The sequence below is a fragment of the Collinsella sp. LCP19S3_B11 genome (assembly GCF_052121915.1).
Taxonomy (GTDB): Bacteria; Actinomycetota; Coriobacteriia; order Coriobacteriales; family Coriobacteriaceae; genus Collinsella.
In genome coordinates, this window is sequence record NZ_JBQKDI010000003.1 from 97937 (window position 1) to 115070 (window position 17134).

At 61.9% G+C, this 17134-nt stretch carries 15 protein-coding genes; 14 read left to right on the forward strand and 1 reads right to left on the reverse strand.

The window, feature by feature from the left end; translation table 11 throughout:
• Positions 1-17 precede the first annotated feature (17 nt).
• Entirely contained in the window at positions 18-2591 is a 2574-nt protein-coding gene (locus tag ACTQV4_RS02995; protein ID WP_441569256.1) for a DNA topoisomerase I, read from the forward strand.
• A gap of 144 nt (positions 2592-2735) precedes the next feature.
• On the opposite strand, the gene ACTQV4_RS03000 is transcribed toward ACTQV4_RS02995, so the two are convergent.
• Positions 2736-3722 carry a zinc-ribbon domain-containing protein gene (locus tag ACTQV4_RS03000; RefSeq protein ID WP_441569257.1) on the reverse strand — a complete coding sequence of 329 codons (987 nt, stop codon included), beginning with the start codon at positions 3720-3722 and terminating at the stop codon, positions 2736-2738.
• A gap of 296 nt (positions 3723-4018) precedes the next feature.
• On the opposite strand from ACTQV4_RS03000, the gene tmk reads away from it, so the two are divergent.
• From tmk to ACTQV4_RS03065, 13 genes are all read left to right on the forward strand, one after another.
• The gene (tmk, locus tag ACTQV4_RS03005; protein WP_427747986.1) at positions 4019-4702 is read left to right on the forward strand and encodes a dTMP kinase; all 684 of its coding nucleotides are present in this window, start codon (positions 4019-4021) and stop codon (positions 4700-4702) included.
• Position 4703: 1 nt separating this feature from the next.
• Complete coding sequence (locus tag ACTQV4_RS03010; RefSeq protein WP_441569258.1) at positions 4704-5831, forward strand: DNA polymerase III subunit; 1128 nt, start codon at positions 4704-4706, stop codon at positions 5829-5831.
• Positions 5822-7516, forward strand: coding sequence for a PSP1 domain-containing protein (locus ACTQV4_RS03015; protein ID WP_441569259.1), 1695 nt, complete (start codon positions 5822-5824; stop codon positions 7514-7516). The genes ACTQV4_RS03010 and ACTQV4_RS03015 overlap by 10 nt, the downstream gene beginning before the upstream one ends.
• Positions 7517-7666: 150 nt before the next feature.
• Complete coding sequence (locus tag ACTQV4_RS03020; RefSeq protein WP_441569260.1) at positions 7667-8425, forward strand: ComF family protein; 759 nt, start codon at positions 7667-7669, stop codon at positions 8423-8425.
• A 10-nt stretch (positions 8426-8435) separates the two neighbouring features.
• Positions 8436-8564, forward strand: coding sequence for a hypothetical protein (locus tag ACTQV4_RS03025; RefSeq protein WP_441569261.1), 129 nt, complete (start codon positions 8436-8438; stop codon positions 8562-8564).
• A gap of 465 nt (positions 8565-9029) precedes the next feature.
• The gene (locus ACTQV4_RS03030) at positions 9030-10022 is read left to right on the forward strand and encodes a substrate-binding periplasmic protein (RefSeq protein ID WP_441537215.1); all 993 of its coding nucleotides are present in this window, start codon (positions 9030-9032) and stop codon (positions 10020-10022) included.
• Between the two features lie 317 nt (positions 10023-10339).
• The gene (hpf, locus tag ACTQV4_RS03035; protein ID WP_055285508.1) at positions 10340-10924 is read left to right on the forward strand and encodes a ribosome hibernation-promoting factor, HPF/YfiA family; all 585 of its coding nucleotides are present in this window, start codon (positions 10340-10342) and stop codon (positions 10922-10924) included.
• 80 nt (positions 10925-11004) lie between these two features.
• Positions 11005-11958, forward strand: coding sequence for a DegV family protein (locus ACTQV4_RS03040; protein ID WP_427718953.1), 954 nt, complete (start codon positions 11005-11007; stop codon positions 11956-11958).
• A 98-nt stretch (positions 11959-12056) separates the two neighbouring features.
• The gene (locus ACTQV4_RS03045; protein ID WP_441569262.1) at positions 12057-13136 is read left to right on the forward strand and encodes an NAD(P)-binding domain-containing protein; all 1080 of its coding nucleotides are present in this window, start codon (positions 12057-12059) and stop codon (positions 13134-13136) included.
• A 5-nt stretch (positions 13137-13141) separates the two neighbouring features.
• Positions 13142-13570 (forward strand): hypothetical protein, encoded by a 429-nt coding sequence (locus ACTQV4_RS03050; protein ID WP_427728604.1) that lies wholly within the window; start codon positions 13142-13144, stop codon positions 13568-13570.
• Between the two features lie 15 nt (positions 13571-13585).
• Complete coding sequence (locus ACTQV4_RS03055; protein WP_441569263.1) at positions 13586-14284, forward strand: HEAT repeat domain-containing protein; 699 nt, start codon at positions 13586-13588, stop codon at positions 14282-14284.
• A gap of 6 nt (positions 14285-14290) precedes the next feature.
• Positions 14291-15376 carry an isocitrate/isopropylmalate dehydrogenase family protein gene (locus tag ACTQV4_RS03060; RefSeq protein ID WP_441569264.1) on the forward strand — a complete coding sequence of 362 codons (1086 nt, stop codon included), beginning with the start codon at positions 14291-14293 and terminating at the stop codon, positions 15374-15376.
• Positions 15377-15502: 126 nt separating this feature from the next.
• On the forward strand, positions 15503-16588 hold the full coding sequence (locus tag ACTQV4_RS03065) for a hypothetical protein (protein ID WP_441569265.1): 1086 nt from the start codon (positions 15503-15505) through the stop codon (positions 16586-16588).
• The last annotated feature ends 546 nt before the right edge of the window (positions 16589-17134 follow it).

Sequence of the window (17134 nt, forward strand, 5' to 3'; positions counted from 1 at the left end):
CGAGATAGGAGCCTCTTTTGAAGCTCATCATCGCCGAGAAAAACGACGCCGCGCGCCAGATTGCCGAGCGTCTTTCCACGGGCAAGCCCAAAAAGGACAAGGTGTACAACACCGCCATCTACCGTTTTGAGTGGAAGGGCGAGGAGTGCGTGACAATTGGCCTTGCCGGTCACATCCTTGCGCCCGATTTTTGCGACAGCGTGCTGTTCGATAAAAAGCTGGGTTGGTATTCGGTCACCGAGGACGGCGAGATGCTGCCGGCCGATATACCCGATGGCCTGGCGCGTCCGCCCTATGACACCAAGCGCAAACCGTTCCTTGCCGACGGTATCTCCATCAAAGGCTGGAAGCTCGAGAGCCTGCCCTACCTTACCTGGGCGCCCGTTATCAAGCTGCCGGCCGAGAAAGAGCTCATTCGCTCGCTCAAGAACCTTGCCAAGAAGTCCGACAGTGTCATCATCGCCACGGACTTCGATCGCGAGGGCGAGCTGATTGGTTCGGACGCCCTCAACAAGGTGCGCGAGGTTGCGCCCGACTTGCCGGTTGCCCGCGCCCAGTATTCTTCGTTTACCAAGGCCGAGATCACGCAGGCCTTTGATAACCTCGTCTCGCTCGACCAGAACCTGGCCGATGCCGGCGAGAGTCGTCAGCACATCGACCTCATTTGGGGTGCGGTGCTCACGCGCTACCTGACGCTCGCCAAGTTTGGCGGCTTTGGCAACGTGCGTTCTGCCGGCCGCGTGCAGACCCCGACGCTCGCCTTGGTGGTCGAGCGCGAGCGCGAGCGCATGGCGTTTGTGCCCGAGGACTACTGGCAGATTCGCGGCATGGCTGCCGCGCAGGCTGCTACCGAGGACGACCGCTTTAAGATCGCGCACAAGACGGCGCGTTTTACCGACAAGGATGCTGCCGAGATAGCGTACGGCCATGTCGACGGCGTTGCGACGGCAACCGTCGCCGCGGTGACCAAGCGCTCGCGCAAGCAGCAGCCGCCCACGCCGTTTGCGACCACCTCGCTGCAGGCTGCCGCTGCGGCGGAGGGCATCTCGCCCGCACGCACCATGCGCATCGCCGAGTCCCTCTACATGGCGGGTCTTATCAGCTATCCGCGTGTCGACAACACCGTGTACCCCGCGACGCTCGATCTGGGCGCCGTGGTGAGTGACCTGGCAAAGATCAACCCGGCGCTGGCGCCCATATGCAAAAAGGTGCTCGCCGGTCCCATGAAGCCCACGCGCGGCAAGGTCGAGACCACCGACCACCCGCCTATCTACCCCACGGGCGAGGGCGATCCGTCCACGCTCGACGGTGGCCAGCGCAAGCTCTACGACCTCATCGCTCGCCGCTTCCTGGCGACGCTTATGGGCCCTGCCACCATCGAGAACACCAAGCTCGAGCTCGACGTGAACGGCGAGCCGTTCGTGGCTTCGGGCGATGTGCTCGTGACCCCGGGTTTCCGCGAGGTATACCCGTACGGACTCAAGCGCGACGAGCAGATGCCGCCGCTGGAGCAGGGCGACATGGTCGACGTGTTCGACATTAAGCTCGAGGCCAAGCAGACCGAGCCGCCCGCACGCTACAGCCAGGGCAAGCTCGTGCAGGAGATGGAAAAGCGCGGCCTGGGTACCAAGTCCACGCGCGCGAGCATCATCGAGCGCCTGTACGCCGTGCGCTACCTCAAAAACGATCCCGTGGAGCCGAGTCAGCTGGGTATCGCCATCATCGATGCACTGTCGCAGTTTGCCCCGCGCATCACGAGCCCCGATATGACCAGCGAGCTCGACGGCGACATGACCCGCGTGGAGCGCGGCGAAGATACCGAAGAGCATGTCGTGACGCACTCGCGCGCGCTGCTGGCCGGCGTGCTCGATGAGCTGCTCAAGCATACGCAGGAGCTGGGCGACGCCATCAGCGATGCCGTCACGGCCGATGCGCGCGTGGGCGCCTGCCCCAAGTGCGGCAAGGATCTGGTCATGAAGACGAGCGCCAAGACCCGCGGCAGCTTTATCGGCTGCATGGGCTGGCCCGACTGCGACGTGACCTATCCGGTGCCGAGCGGCGTCAAGGTGAGCCCGCTCGAGGGCGAGGCTGCCGTGTGTCCCGAATGCGGCGCACCGCGCATTAAGTGCCAGCCGTTCCGCCAGAAGGCTTTCGAGATCTGCGTGAACCCCACGTGTCCCACCAATTACGAGCCCGACCTTAAGGTGGGCGAGTGCAAGGTGTGCGCCGAGGCCGGACGCCATGGCGATCTGATTGCGCACAAGAGCGAGAAGAGCGGCAAGCGCTTTATCCGCTGCACCAACTATGACGATTGCGGCGTGAGCTATCCGCTGCCGGCGCGTGGCAAACTCGAGGCGACGGGCGAGACCTGTCCCGAGTGCGGCGCTCCCATCGTGGTGGTCAACACGGCGCGCGGTCCGTGGCGCATCTGCGTCAACATGGACTGCCCGACCAAGGAGAAGAAGCCCGCCCGCGGCCGCAAGACGACGACCAAGGCGAGTACGGCGAAGAAGACCACGGCGAAAAAGACGACTGCCAAGAAGGCTGCCGCGAAAAAGACGACCACAAAGAAGGCGGCCGCCAGCAAGTAGCGGCGCAGCCGAAACATTGCCCAAAACAAAAACGGGCGAGGGTCCCATGATCCTCGCCCGTTTTTTGTTCGGCAGTTAGGGACGTTCCTTTTCTACCGGCAGTTTAGGAACGTCCCTAACTGCCAGCTCGGGAACGACAAAACGCTAGTTCACCTCGACGGGTTTGGCGCTGGGATAGCGGTCCTCAAAGTCCAAGCGATACTTGTTGCTGCTGGTTCCCGGCTCGTTGTCGCGTGCCAGCGGCGCCACGATTTCGTCCTTATGGTCCGAGGGCTTTGCGTACTTTAGGCTGATCTCCCAGGCATCGCAGATCGCGTCGATGCGGTGATCAAGGTCGTCATACAGGGCAATGATGTCTTTCCAGGAGTTGTAGTTCTTGGAGCTCATGGGGACGTTCAGGTCCTCGACGATATCGTAATACTGCTCGATGGTCTCCTCCGTGCGCTCGGCGACGTCGGCGAGATTTTGACGGGTGGTGCGATCTTCTTCCAGATAGCTACCATTGAAGGCCTGCGCGCAGGCGCGGACCTGGCTATCGAGGTCCTCGAGCAGGTCGTAGTATTCGCTCAGGCGACGGTAGAGGTTCTGCTCGGAGAGGGTTGCTTCGCCGCCAGCCTCGTCCTCGTCGTCATCGTCATCGTCGTAAAGGCTATTGGGGTCGCCGAGAGGCTTGAGGTCATCATCGTCAACATCGTGGTGCAGCTTGGTAACCTCGGCAGTCGTCTGCGTGGCGGAGTTGTCGAACGGTTTGATCACAAAGAAGATGACCAGGGCGATGATGATTGCCACCAGCGCAACGATAACGGCGACAAGCGCCCCGGTGCCGCTCTTTTTGGGAGCGGGGGTCTGTGGCGAAGCAGGCGCGTATGCGGGAGCCGGCTGCTGTTGGGGCGAGCCGCTCGCGACGGGTATGCACTGCGTGGTCTCGACGGCCGCGGGGCTTGCGGCGGGGTCGGGGCGATAAGCGAGGGGATCGTCCGCCTTGGCTTGCGGCGTATCAAGGGCCCCGGTCTGCTCAAAAGCGGGCTGGCTATCGCTCGCGGCTGTTTGCTCAACGGGTGCACCGCACGAGGTGCAGAACTTGGCATTATCTGCAAGAAGCTTGCCGCACGAGGCGCAATACCGAGACATTGCCACTCCTTTCGCCACATTTCAATGCCATATGACGATTATACCAAGCATCCAAAATTCCCCATCATAAGTTGCGGTGAAATAGGGACTGTTTGGCGGTCTTAGAGCTTCAGTCAGCCCCTATTTCACCGCAACTTTGTAAAGGCACCTTTAGTCATTGGGGACGTTCTTAAACGACCAGTCAATTAAGAACGTCCCCAATGACTAGGTTGGATTTGGGGTGCGCCTGCCCCTGGGGTATCATGATTTGGTTGATATATCTGCATTTACGCGCCTTGTAGGAAGGGACTGCGCCCATGGCTTTTGAGCCCGCTCAACATAGCTTTATCACGCTCGAGGGCGTCGATGGTGCCGGTAAGTCCACGCAGGCGCGCCTGCTGGCCCGTGCGCTCGAGCTCGCTGGCTACCAGGTCGTGACCCTGCGTGAGCCGGGTGGTACCGCCATTAGTGAAAAGATCCGTGCCCTGCTGCTCGACCCCGCCAATACGGCGATGGGGGATACCTGCGAGCTGCTGCTCTACGAGGCCGCACGCGCCCAGCTGGTGCACGAGGTCATAGCTCCCGCCCTTGCGGCCGGCAAGGTGGTCCTGTGTGACCGCTTCTATGATTCCACGACCTGCTACCAGGCGTTTGCCGACGGTCTCGATCGCCAGATGGTACGCGACGCCAACAACCTTGCTGTCGCGGGGACGCACCCGGCGCTCACGCTCGTCTATCACATCACGCCCGAGCAGGCGGCGCTGCGCATGTCCGCCCGTGGTGCGGTCGACCGCATGGAGGCCAAGGGCATGGCGTTCCAGGAGCGCGTTTACCAGGGATTTAGTGCCATTGCCGCCGAGGAACCAGATCGTGTGAAGCTCATCGATGCCACCGCTTCCATCGAGGACGTCTTCGCGCAGACGGTCGAGCAGGTTCGCGCGTACGGTCTCGACATTTCCCAGGACGCCGTCACCGCCACGCTTGCCCAGGAGGCCGAGTAACATGGCCCCCGCTCAGACAAGCCTGCTGGCCAAGCTCGACACCCAAGAGCGCGTACGCGATTTTTTGACCAACGCCGTCGCCAGCGGCCGCGCATCGCACGCCTACCTGTTTTTGGGCGCTCCCGGTGCCGGCAAGCTCGATGCCGCCTGGGCGCTCGCCCAAGCCTTCCTGTGCGAGCAGGACGGCTGCGGCTCATGCGATAGCTGTGTGCGTGTCGCCCGCCATACGCACCCCGACGTGCACTATTACACGCCCGAGAGCGCCACGGGCTACCTCATCGCCCAGACCCGCGAGCTGCTCGACGACGTGCCGCTGGCGCCCATCCGTGCCAAGGCCAAGGTCTACATCATCGACCGTGCCGAGCAGCTGCGCGCCAACACCGCCAACGCACTGCTCAAGACGCTCGAGGAGCCGCCCGAGGGCGTTATGTTTATCTTGCTGGGCACCTCGGCAGACGTGATGTTGCCCACCATCGTGAGCCGCTGCCAGTGCGTGCCGTTTCGGCTGGTGTCGCCCGCCGTGGCCACGAAGGCCGTGAGCCGCGCGACGGGCCAGGATCTCGCACGCTGTCGCATGGCGGTCGCCGTGGCGGGGAGCCCCACGCGCGGCATCGAGTTCCTTAAGAGCGCCGAGCGCCAGGATGCTCGCCGCCAGATGATCCGCGCCATCGATTCGCTCATCGCCGCCGACGAGGCCGATGTACTCAGCCGCGCCAAGTCGCTCATCGTCGCCGTTAAGGCTCCGCTCGCCGAGGTCAAGTCCACGCAGGAAAAGGTGCTCGAGCAAAACGTCGATTATCTGTCGCGTGGAGCATTGAAGCAGCTTGAGGACCGCAACAAGCGCGAACTCAACGCGCGCGAGCGTTCGGGTATCATGGAAGCGCTGGCGAGCGCGCGGACGCTCATGCGCGATGTGCTGCTGACGCTTCAGGATGAGGCGGCAGACATTGTGAACGAGGACGTGCGCGACACGATCGGGCGGCTTGCCGCCGCGACGAATGTTGCGGGTGCCACCCGGGCGCTCGAGGCGGTCGCGACCGCCGAGCGCAACATTGCCAGAAACGTTACTCCCCAGCTGGCCATCGAGGTCATGCTGTTCGATATCAGGAAGGCACTGAAATGCCGTTAGTCGTACCCGTTAAGTTTACCTACGCCTCGCGCGACCTGTGGTTTGACCCGCAGGATCTGGATATCCTCGAGGCCGATTATGCCATTTGCTCCACCGAGCGCGGAACCGAGATCGGCCTGGTCACGGCCGATCCCTTCGAGGTGCCGCAAGACGAGATCGGTCAGCCGCTCAAGCCCGTGCTGCGTGTGGCGAGCGATATCGACCTGCAGCTTGCCGACGACCTGGCCATCCAGGGCGATGAGGCCATGGTCGATTTCCGCCGTCTGGTCAAAGATCTCGACCTCGAGATGAAGCCGGTGGGTGTCGAATACCTGTTTGGCGGCGAGAAAGCCGTGTTCTACTTTGCGGCCGAGGAGCGCGTCGATTTTCGTCAGCTCGTCAAGGACCTGTCCTCGACGCTGCACATTCGCGTTGACATGCGCCAGATTGGCGTGCGCGACGAGACCCGCTTGGTGGGCGGCTATGCCCAATGCGGACAGGAGCTCTGCTGCACGCGCTTTGGCGGACAGTTTGAGCCCGTCTCGATTCGCATGGCAAAAGAGCAGGACCTGCCGCTCAATTCGTCTAAGATCAGCGGCGTGTGCGGCCGCCTGATGTGCTGCCTGCGCTATGAGTTCGAGGCGTACAAGGACTTTAAGAGCCGCGCGCCCAAAAAGAAGACGCTCATCGATACGCCGCTCGGCAAGGCGCGTATCCAGGAATATGACACGCCGCGTGAGCAGCTGGTGCTGCGCCTGGAGAACGGTAAAGTCTTTAAGGTCAACCTGGCCGATATGACGTGCTCTGAGGGTTGCAAAAAGAAGGCCGCCGAGCAGGGCTGCAGCTGCCGTCCCGACTGCGTGACGCGCGATGTGCTCGAGCGCATCGAGTCGCCCGAGATGCGCCTGGCGCTCATGGAGCTCGATCGCGAGAACGGCGTCGACGTGGGCGATGGCCTGTCGAGTGCCGACCGTCTGGCCGGCACGTCGATGCCCAAGCGCCGTCGTCGCGATGCCGAATCCGATGCTTGTGCCGGTCAGGGCCAGGGCGAGGGTCGTGGCCGCGGAAAGGGCCACGGTAAGGCCGAGGCTTCCGAGGCCGAGGAGGCGGCCGGCGGCCGTCGTCGCCGCAAGCGCGCGGCGTCCGTCGACAACGGCGAGACCGCGGGCAAGAACGCCTCTCGCGAGCGCGAGGCTCAGCAGCCCCAGCAGCAAAACCGCGGCGGCGGCATGAACCCCACGCGCCGTCGTCGCCGCCACCTGTCGAGCGAGGAGCGCGAGGACGCCTTCCGCGCCGCAGCCGCTCGCGAGGCCGGTGCCGCTCCCAAGGGCGCCTCGGCCTCCGACGCGCCTGCCGACAAGGCTGGCAGGCCACGTGGCGAGGAGGAGCGCGCGCCGCGTCCTCGCCGTCGCCATTCCTCGGGCACGCAGCAGAAACCCTCGGTTCCTTCTGTGGCCGATCAGGTTTCGGATGGTGAAGTCAAGGTCACGCGTCGTCGCCCCGGCGATGGCGGAGGAGCTGCCGCCAAGGCTTCGCGCGGCGGTGCTCGCGACGAGCGCGAACCGCGTGAGGATCGCAGTGGCGAGGGCTCGGCCGACCAGAGTCAGAAGCGCCGCCGCCGTCGCCGTTCCCGCAAGCCGCGCCAGGATGGTGGCGAAGGCTCGACCCACACCTCGTCCGCACCGCAACCGCCTGCCGGCGAATAGCGCCCGCAAGCGGATTCGACTTGTCTGACCCCAAGTGCAACGGGGTATCATGGCACTGAATCGACAACCCTCCCTTCGCCCAAGCGTAGGGAGGGTTTTGTCATAAATAACTATCTGAATGGTTTGAGCCGCTTACGGAGTGCCGGCATCTTGCCGTTAGCGGATGAATTGCTACCGTTTGCCGAGCGCGCGGTGCATGAGGCACTCGAGGTTCTTTCGCCCACGCGATGCGCCGGCTGCGAGCGTGCCGGTGCGCTTATTTGTCGGGAGTGCCTGGCGTCGCTCACGCTTGTCGATCCGCGCCACAGCTGCACGAGGTGCGGCGCTCCGTTTGGAGACCTGCTGTGTACCGAGTGCTCGGTCGAGGGTGCGTCTTCGGCGGTGGCTAAGGCCCTCGATCGCTGCCTGGCGTGCGCTGTCTATGCACATCCGTTGCCGCGCATCATCAAGGCATACAAGGATGCGGGCGAGCGCCGTCTGGCACCGTATCTGGCAGAGCTGCTCTACGACACCGCCCTGCATGCCCAGGTAGCAGCCCCCGACCGTTACGGCGGCGTGCTGTCCGGTGCCGACGCGGTGGTATTTGTGCCCGCGACTGCGGCGGCGTTTCGGCGGCGTGGATTTGATCACATGGAAGCAATCGCGCGCTCGTTTTGCGATCTTTCGGGCGTGCCATTGCTGGACGCCTTGGTCAAATACGGTCATGGCGACCAGCGCGAACTCGGTCGCGCCGAGCGCCGGGAACATGCCCGGGACATGTACGAGACGGTCGAGGATGTACGTGGCTGCCGTCTGCTGCTCATCGACGATGTCATTACCACGGGCGCAACAATGGCAGCGGCCTCGGCGGAGCTTAAGCGCGCCGGCGCCAAAGCCGTCGATGGCCTCGCTATCGCACGCGTTTGGTAGGGGTGGTTTTGTGGCAGTGAAGATTGCGCGGCGCGTCGAGCCGACAGGCGAGCAACTGGCAACCTTTGTAATCCTGACCGGCGCCTCGGCGCTACGCATGATGCGCGCCGAGCGCCGGCATATGGGTCACATCAGTTGAAGGGACTTCCATCCCGATGAAGAGCGCCGTGTGCTGCCCGCCTCGACCTGCGAAATCTGTACTCGCGGTGCGAATGACGACCTAACCTTAAACTTTAGCTTGAACTTAGCTATAATGCGCTACGTTCCCGCCAGGCTGTGGTTGCGGACGGGCAATGCGCCCATCCAAGTCCAAGACAGACGCGGTCAAAGGGATCCACGTAAGCGACCGCGTGCGCGCGGCGCGATCATGGCGCGTCCTAGATGTAAGCCGCACCGTCCGTTCTACTTTCTTTGGGGCAATACCGCCTCGCGGGCGAGCGGGCCAGTCGTGAAGGTGGCTGCGGCCTCCCGAGCAAACGCCCCGGTGCGCAAGTGTGGGGTCAAATACCAGGTCAGCTGGTGGGAACAACCCGATATTCCGTGCAGGGCACGGATCGTATACGATACAGAAGGCAGGGTAGCGGACATGGTGAGGGGCAGCTTGATGCATGCAGCTCGGTTGGGTGCTGGGACCGCGGCGGTCATTGCCGTTTTGGGCCTGAGTGGATGCGCGTTCAATCCACTGTCCACGTTCACGACGCCCACGATCGACCAGATCGAGCGCGAGACCGTTACCCCCACGGTATCGGACGATGCCCTGGTCACGCCGGGAACCCTGACGGTCGCCCTCGATACTTCCGATGCCCCGCAAGCCATGCAGGATGCCGACGGAAACCTCACGGGCTATGCGGTCGATGCCGCTCGTGCCCTCGCATGCCGCATGGGTCTCAAGGTCGCCTTTGTCGATGCGTCCTCGGCCGATTCCGCGCTCAGCGATAAAAAGGCCGATATCTTCATTGGCGACGTCAGCTCTACGGACGGCGATATCAGCTCGCTTGGCACCTGTCTGTACGACGCCCCCGCCGTATTCGGCAAGAGCAGTGACGGCGAGTCGTTGAGCGTTTCCACCGAAATGCTTAACACCGCTACCCTGGGCGTTCAGACCTTCTCGGCCTCGCAGGAAGCGCTCGCCAAGCAGGGCATCACGGCCAACCAAAAGACCTTCTCCAACATCAACGAGTGCTTCGAGGCACTCGAGTCGGGCGAGGTCGATTACGTGATCTGTGATTCCACGGCCGGTGGTTACCTCGCGCGCCTGATGAGCCAGATCTCCTGTGTCGGCACGCTCGAGACGCCCTCCACGCTTGGCGTCGCAGGCCTTAGCTCTAACGATGAGCTGTGCCGTGCCGTGGGCGATGCCCTCGACGACATCACGGTCGACGGCACGCTCGAGGCGGTCCACTGCGTCTGGTACGGCCAAATGCCCTATGACCTTACCGCCAAGACTGTTTCGGGGGCCAATGTGCAGGCATCCGAATCCACGTCCAACGAGACCGAGTCCTCCGATGGCGACACCTCCGATAACAACGGCGACAGCCCGTCGTCTAGTCAGGAGGGCGCCATCACCGACGATGACATCAACAAGCTCAATAGCTAGTTATTGGTAGGGGTGGCGCCTGCCATACATTGAACAAGGCGCTTCTTCACGGTTTCAACACGCATGGCCGGGTCTCCCCAATAGGGGAGCCCGGCTTTTCAATTTTGATAAAACCAGCAGCTCAAGGGCAATTTCCAGGAGAAAAACCAACTCCGCCGACGCCCTCATATAGCGCACTTTGCCGCGGAAAAGTGCGAGACTTCGGTATGCGGTATCAAGCAGTCGTTATTCGGGCCTTTGGGAATTCGGGTGATTAAATGCACGGCAATGGGTACATAGCCAGTACAGTAAGTCCCCGAGGCAGATTGGAGCCACGTATGGATATCAAGGTTTCTGGACGCAAGACGACGGTAACCGATGCTCTGCGTGCGCATGTGGACGAGAAGATCGGCGAGGCGCTCAAGGTTTTCGATATCGAGCCCATGACAGTCGACGTCGTGCTTCGTTATGAGAAGAACCCCTCGAATCCCAACCCGGCAATCGTCGAGGTCACGGTTCGTGCCCGCGGCTCTGTGATTCGCGTCGCCGAGCACGGCGCAGATATGTATGCCGCCATCGATCTCTCCGCCGATAAGGTCACCCGCCAGCTGCGCAAGTTCAAGACCAAGGTTGTGGACAACCGCCAGGGCGGTGCCAGCGCCGCGGATGTCGCACCGGTCGAGCGCGTCGAGGATCTGGCCGACCTGCTGCTGCCCGAGGAGGACGACGACCTGCTCGTCCGCGAGAAGGTCATCGATGTCACCCCGATGACTGAGGAGCAGGCGCTGGTGCAGACCGATCTGCTCGGCCACGACTTCTACGTGTTCGAGAACGCGACGACTGGCCTCATCAATGTGGTGTATCACCGTAAGAATGGTGGATATGGCATCATCAAGCCCCGCATCGAAACACTTGACGAGTAAAATACGTTAACTTGCATGAGTTAACGGTTGGCGGCCATCCCATGCGGGTGGCCGCCTTTTTTACGTAAGGAGTCGCTTTGATGGACAAGGCCGCATCCGCCGGTCATTCGGACCGTTGCCGTATCGTCGTCGATACCTGCTGCGACTTTAACCCCGAGGTCGCCGCGAACCTCGATGTCGATATCTTGGGCTTCCCTTTCATTATCGATGGCGAGGAGCGCACGGACGACATCTGGTCGAGCATGAGCCCTAAGGAGTTCTACGACCGCATGCGCGCCGGTGCCCGCGTGTCCACCTCGGCTGTGTCGCTCGGTCGCTATATCGAGTTCTTTACCGAGTGCGCCAAAGAGGGCACGCCCACGGTTTACCTGTGCTTTACCTCGGCGCTGTCGTCGAGCTACAACTCCGCGTGCCAGGCGGCAGATGCCGTGCGCGCCGAGTATCCCAACTTTGAGCTCTACGTGGTCGACAACGCTCTGCCCTGCGCGACCGGCGAGCTCCTGGCGCTTGAGGCCGTGCGCCAGCGTTCGGCGGGACTGACTGCCAAGCAGCTGGTCGATTGGGCAAACGAGGCCAAGACCTACGTGCACGGCTACTTTACGCTCGAGAGCTTCGATGCGCTGGCTGCCGGCGGCCGCATTCCGCCCGCGGCGGCGCAGCTCACGGCAAAGCTCGACGTCAAGCCCGAGCTCTCCTACGACCTTGCCGGCTCGCTGTCGCTGATCGGCGTCAACCGCGGCCGCAAGAAGGCGCTCAAGTCCATCCTCAAGTCGTTCCGCGAGAACTACGTGCCCGATCGCACCATGCCCATCGCCATCATGACGGCCGATGCCGAAAAGGACGGTGACTGGCTCGAAGCCGCCATCCGCAAGGAGGAGGGCTGCGCCGACGTCACGATCATTCGCAGCTCCGTGGGCCCCACCATCGGCTCGCACGTGGGCCCCGGCATGGTGGCCTGCGCGTTTTGGGGCAAGAACCGCACCGACAAGGCGTCGCTTTCCGACCGCATCGCCCGCCGCGTGCGCGGCCAGTAGACAAGCGCTGCGTCCGTAATCGCCCTCGACTCACAGCCCAAACGCTGGCAACGAGTATTCAACCTGGTAATAACACCCAACCCAAAAGGAAAGGTTTCATGGCAAACAAGCTCTCTGTCGCATTTATCGGCACCGGAATCATGGGTGCCCCTATCGCCGGCCACATTCTGGACGCTGGCTATCCCGTCACGGTCAACAACCGCACCAAGTCCAAGGCTGCAGCGCTTGTTGAGCGCGGTGCCGTCTGGGCCGATACGCCGGCAGATGCCGCGGCGAACGCCGACGTCGTCTTTACCATGGTGGGCTATCCCTCCGAGGTCGAGGAGCTCTACCTGGCGGGCGACGGTCTGCTCGCGTGCACTAAGCCCGGTGCGGTCCTAATCGACCTCACCACGAGCTCGCCCGAGCTGGCGCGCGACATTGCCGAGGCCGCCCAGGTTTCCGGCCGCATGGCGTTTGACTGCCCCGTCACCGGCGGCGAGTCGGGTGCTATCGCCGGCACGCTTACGGCTATCGTGGGCGCTACCGAGAACGACATTGCCCCGGTCCGCGATATCCTTTCCACCTTTGCGGCAACCATCTGCTGCTTCGATGGCGCCGGCAAGGGCCAGGCTGCCAAGCTCGCCAACCAGGTGTCGCTGGGCGCCTGCATGGTCGGCATGGCCGATGCGCTGGCGTTTGCCGAGCTGAGCGGCCTTGATATGGAGAAGACCCGTCAGATGATCCTGGGCGGCACCGGCAAGTCCGGTGCCATGGAGAGCCTGGCGCCCAAGGCGCTCGACGGCGACTACAAGCCCGGTTTTATGGTGGAGCACTTCATCAAGGACCTGCGCTTGGCGCTCGCCTATGCCGACGACCGCGAGCTTGCGCTGCCCGGCGCCGACGTGGCCTTTACGCTCTATGACATGCTCGACGCCATCGGTGGTGCCAAGCTGGGTACCCAGGCCATCAATGTCCTCTATAAGGAGGAGGCCGACGCCATTGCCGCCGGTCTGGACTGGTCGCAGTATCGTCCCGAGGAGCATGGTGCTCACGAGGAAGGCTGTGGTTGCGGCGAGTATGGCGACGACCACGAGTGCGGTTGTGGCCACCACCATGGCGAGGACCACGAGTGCTGCGGCGGCCACGGCCATGACGACGGCCACGAGTGCTGCTGCGGCCACCATCACGAGGAGTAGCGCCCATGAGCTGGACGTTCGTGGTGCTCGCACTAGTGCTCTTTCTCTTTGCGATCTACATTGGCTTTTTGTGCGGCCAGTGGGCGTGCGAAAAGCGCGTCGTCACCAAGCGCGACTACTGGATTGCCAACTTTGCAGGAGCGGCGGCAGTCGTCCTGCTGACCTGGGTGTTCTCGCTGTTCCCGCTGGTGCAGTTTGCGCCGATCGGCTGGCTTGGCGGCTTTATCGCCGGCCTTAAGATGAGCTTTGGCGAGTCCGTTGGTCCGTGGCGCAAGCACGATGAGGTCTTTAACGTCAACCAGGCTCATCGCGCCGCCGCCGACGCAGGAGACGCCGAGGAGCGCCGCCGCGCGCGTCGCAATGGCGCGGCTGACCGACAGCTCATCTCGGTCACCGATGACAGCAAGGGTGCTGGCAGGCACACTAAGAAATAGTAAGAAGAGGTAACTATGGCAGAAAACAAAGACGAACAGCTCACCGACGAGGAGCTGGCACAGCTTCAGCTGGCAGAGGAGAACGAGAACACCGTCGACCGCTTGGTCCAGGAGCTCGGCTGCCCCACGCGCCGTATCCGCCAGTTTGCCGCCCGCGTGCTGCACCTGCTTGCCGAGCGCGATCCGCAGCGCGTCGTGCCCTGCGTGCCCGCGCTGATCGAGGCGCTCGACCGCCCCGAGGCTCAGACTCGCTGGGAGGTCCTCGATGCCCTGGCGGCGCTCGCCACCACCTGCCCCGACCAGCTGGGTGATGCCTTTGAGGGCGCCGAGACCGCACTGTTTGACGAGATTTCCTCCACGCTGCGCTATGCCGCCTTCCGCCTGCTGTGCGTGTGGGGTGCCACGAGCGTCGAGCGTTCGCGCGAGGCTTGGCCCATCCTGGACGAGGCCATCCAGTGCTACCACGGTGATCTCGAGTATCGCGATATGCTCGGCTGCCTGTACGAGTTTGGCAAAGGCGAGATCGATGCCGAGATCGCCGAGAAGCTTGCGCTGCGCCTTAAGTTCGATGCCGAGAACGGCAAGGGCAGCTATCTCAAGGCCCGTTCGAGCGAGATTTGCGAAATGCTTGTTAAACGTTTTGGCCTGGATCTCGCCAAAAAGAAGAAGCGTGCTAGCGTTAAAAAATCTGACGACGCCGAAGACGAGGAGTAACAGATTATGGCGCACGATGTAGTCCTGATTCCCGGTGACGGTATCGGTCCCGAGATTACGCAGGCCATGCGCCGCGTGGTCGAGGCCGCCGGTGTCCAGATCAATTGGAACGTCCAGGAGGCCGGTGCCGGCGTCATGGACGAGTTTGGCACGCCGCTGCCCCAACATGTGCTCGATGCCGTCGCCCAGACCAAAGTTGCCATCAAGGGCCCCATCACCACGCCGGTCGGTACGGGGTTCCGCAGCGTCAACGTTGCCCTGCGTAAGTACTTCGATCTGTACGCCTGCGTGCGCCCCTGCCTGTCGCAACCGGGCGATGGCTCGCGCTTCCGCGATGTCGACCTGGTTATCGTGCGCGAGAACACCGAGGACCTCTACGCTGGTATTGAGTTCGACGAAGGCGTTGCCGAGGTCGAGGAGCTTTCACAGCTTGTCGAGCGCTCGGGTCAGAAAACCTTCGCCGCGGATTCCGCCATCTCGATCAAGCCCATCTCCATCGCCAAGAGTCGCCGTATTGTGGAGTACGCCTTTGAGTATGCTCGCCGCTGCGGTCGCAAAAAGGTGACGGCCGTGCATAAGGCCAACATCATGAAGGCGACTGACGGCCTGTTCCTGCGCGTGGCTCGCGAGGTGGCTGCCAACTATCCCGATATCGAGTTCAACGACAAGATCGTCGACGCCACCTGCATGGGTCTGGTTCAGAACCCCAACGACTTCGATGTTCTAGTCCTGCCCAATTTGTATGGCGATATCGTCAGCGACTTGTGCGCCGGTCTTGTAGGCGGCCTTGGCATGGCCCCCGGCTCCAATATCGGAGCCGACTGTGCCATCTTTGAGGCCACACATGGCTCCGCGCCCGATATCGCTGGCCAGGATATCGCTAACCCCACGGCCGAGATTCTGTCTGCGGCTATGATGCTCGATCATCTGGGCGAGAACGACGCTGCCAATCGCATTCGCGCCGCCGTATCTGCCACGCTCGACGAGGGCGAGCAGGTTACCGGTGACGTGCGTCGTGCCCAGACCGGCTCCATTGAGGGCGCCGTGGGCACGCAGGCCTTTGCCGATGCCGTTATCGCGCATCTTGCCTAAGGGGATACGGCTTCAAACGCCTAAGCGGTACTTATACGTTTGCGGATAACCTGAGAATGAATACGCCCGGCGCTCTGTCGGGCGTATTCTATTGAGGACTATGTTTCTTAACAAGGAGTAACTGATATGGGTCTGATTCAAAAGAAGGACGAAAAGGACGAGATCGACGGCATCCAGATCATCGAGCGCGGCGAAGGCCCCGACGGTGACGAGGACGAGAAGATCGATCTGGTCGCAGGTACGTCTGCCGAGCACATTGCTGCCGGCACGACCGCCGAGGAGGAGGACTCCCGCCTGGAGGCTCAGATTGCCGCGGATGCCGCCGACGAGAACCTCATGCCTGAGGAGCAGGACGAGGACGATGACTCCGACGTGGACGACAGCGCATCCAAGCACAAGAAGACGATCATTGCCGCCTTTGTGGTCGCCATCGTGATCGCTGCTGTGGTCGGCTTCTTTATCGGCAACGGTGGTTTTGGCGGCAAGGGCGTCGGCTCGGCGACCCTCACCGAGGACCAGCTCGATTCGACCGTGGCAAGCTACAGCTACAACGGCAAGAAGAGCGACATCACCGCGCGCGAGGCCATCGAGAGCCAGTACAGCCTTGATACCGTCAAGGATAGCGATGGCAACTACACCGCTCCCTCTGCCGACGTTATCCTGTCCTACGTGCGCAACAAGATCCTGCTCGACGCCGCCGAGGACGAGGGCATCACCGTCTCTTCTAAGGAGATGAAGAAGTACGCCGAGGATTCTATCGGCACTTCGGACTACAAGACCATGGCCACGCAGTATGGCGTGTCCAAGGACCAGGCCAAGCAGATCGTCCGCCAGTCCGCAACGCTGCAGAAGCTCTACAAGAAGAAGGTGGGCGATAGCTCCGCAAGCATGCCGATCGCTCCGACCGAGCCTTCTGACGGCAACGAGGACGCCGCGAGCAAGGACTACGCCGATTACATCATCAACCTTGCCGGTGACGAGTGGGATAGCAAGAAGGGTACCTGGAAGGACGCCGATAGCACCTACGCTAAGGCCTTCGCTGACGATGCCTTTACGGCCGATAGCGCTACCTATAAGCAGGCCATGACCGCCTATTACACCGCCTACCAGCAGTACTCTTCGCAGGCTTCGAGCGCCAGCTCCAAGTGGACCGAGTACGCCAACGGCCTCTACGCCAAGGCCAATATCAGCATCTACGGCCTGTTTGCGTAAAGATTACCTGAGCCTTCGAGTACGAAGCCGAAATATTTGCTGAAGCCCCCTAGAGCGGACATCGTTCTAGGGGGCTTTTTGCGTTGGAGGGCTATCTATTGAGACGGAAAGGGCAGATTGAATGATCACGCACGTGCTTCATCGGGTCTCCCTAATTCATCTGGGAAAACAACTGCAAACGATTGCAAGTAACCGGTGAACGGTCGAAAACGACCGTTCACCGATAATCTCAAAACTGGTTCAGACTGGTATTAAGTCAAAAAGACCAATTCACATATCTTCACAATGACCTGCAATTTTTCTACACGCTATTTTTAGCCGCCCTGCGTTGTTTAGACACGGAAAAAGATCCGATCTTTTGCCAAAGCATTTCGAAACGGTTTCAAAACCGCAGGTAGATGTGTTAACGACCGGTAAACGGTCGAAATATCACCGTGAGCGGTGCAAAAACGTTTTACTGTATGAATCAACGAAAGCGACCTCTTCTGGGGTGATATAGTGACAACAACACGTCACGTGGTTACTACCAGTTGAGAAACCACTGGT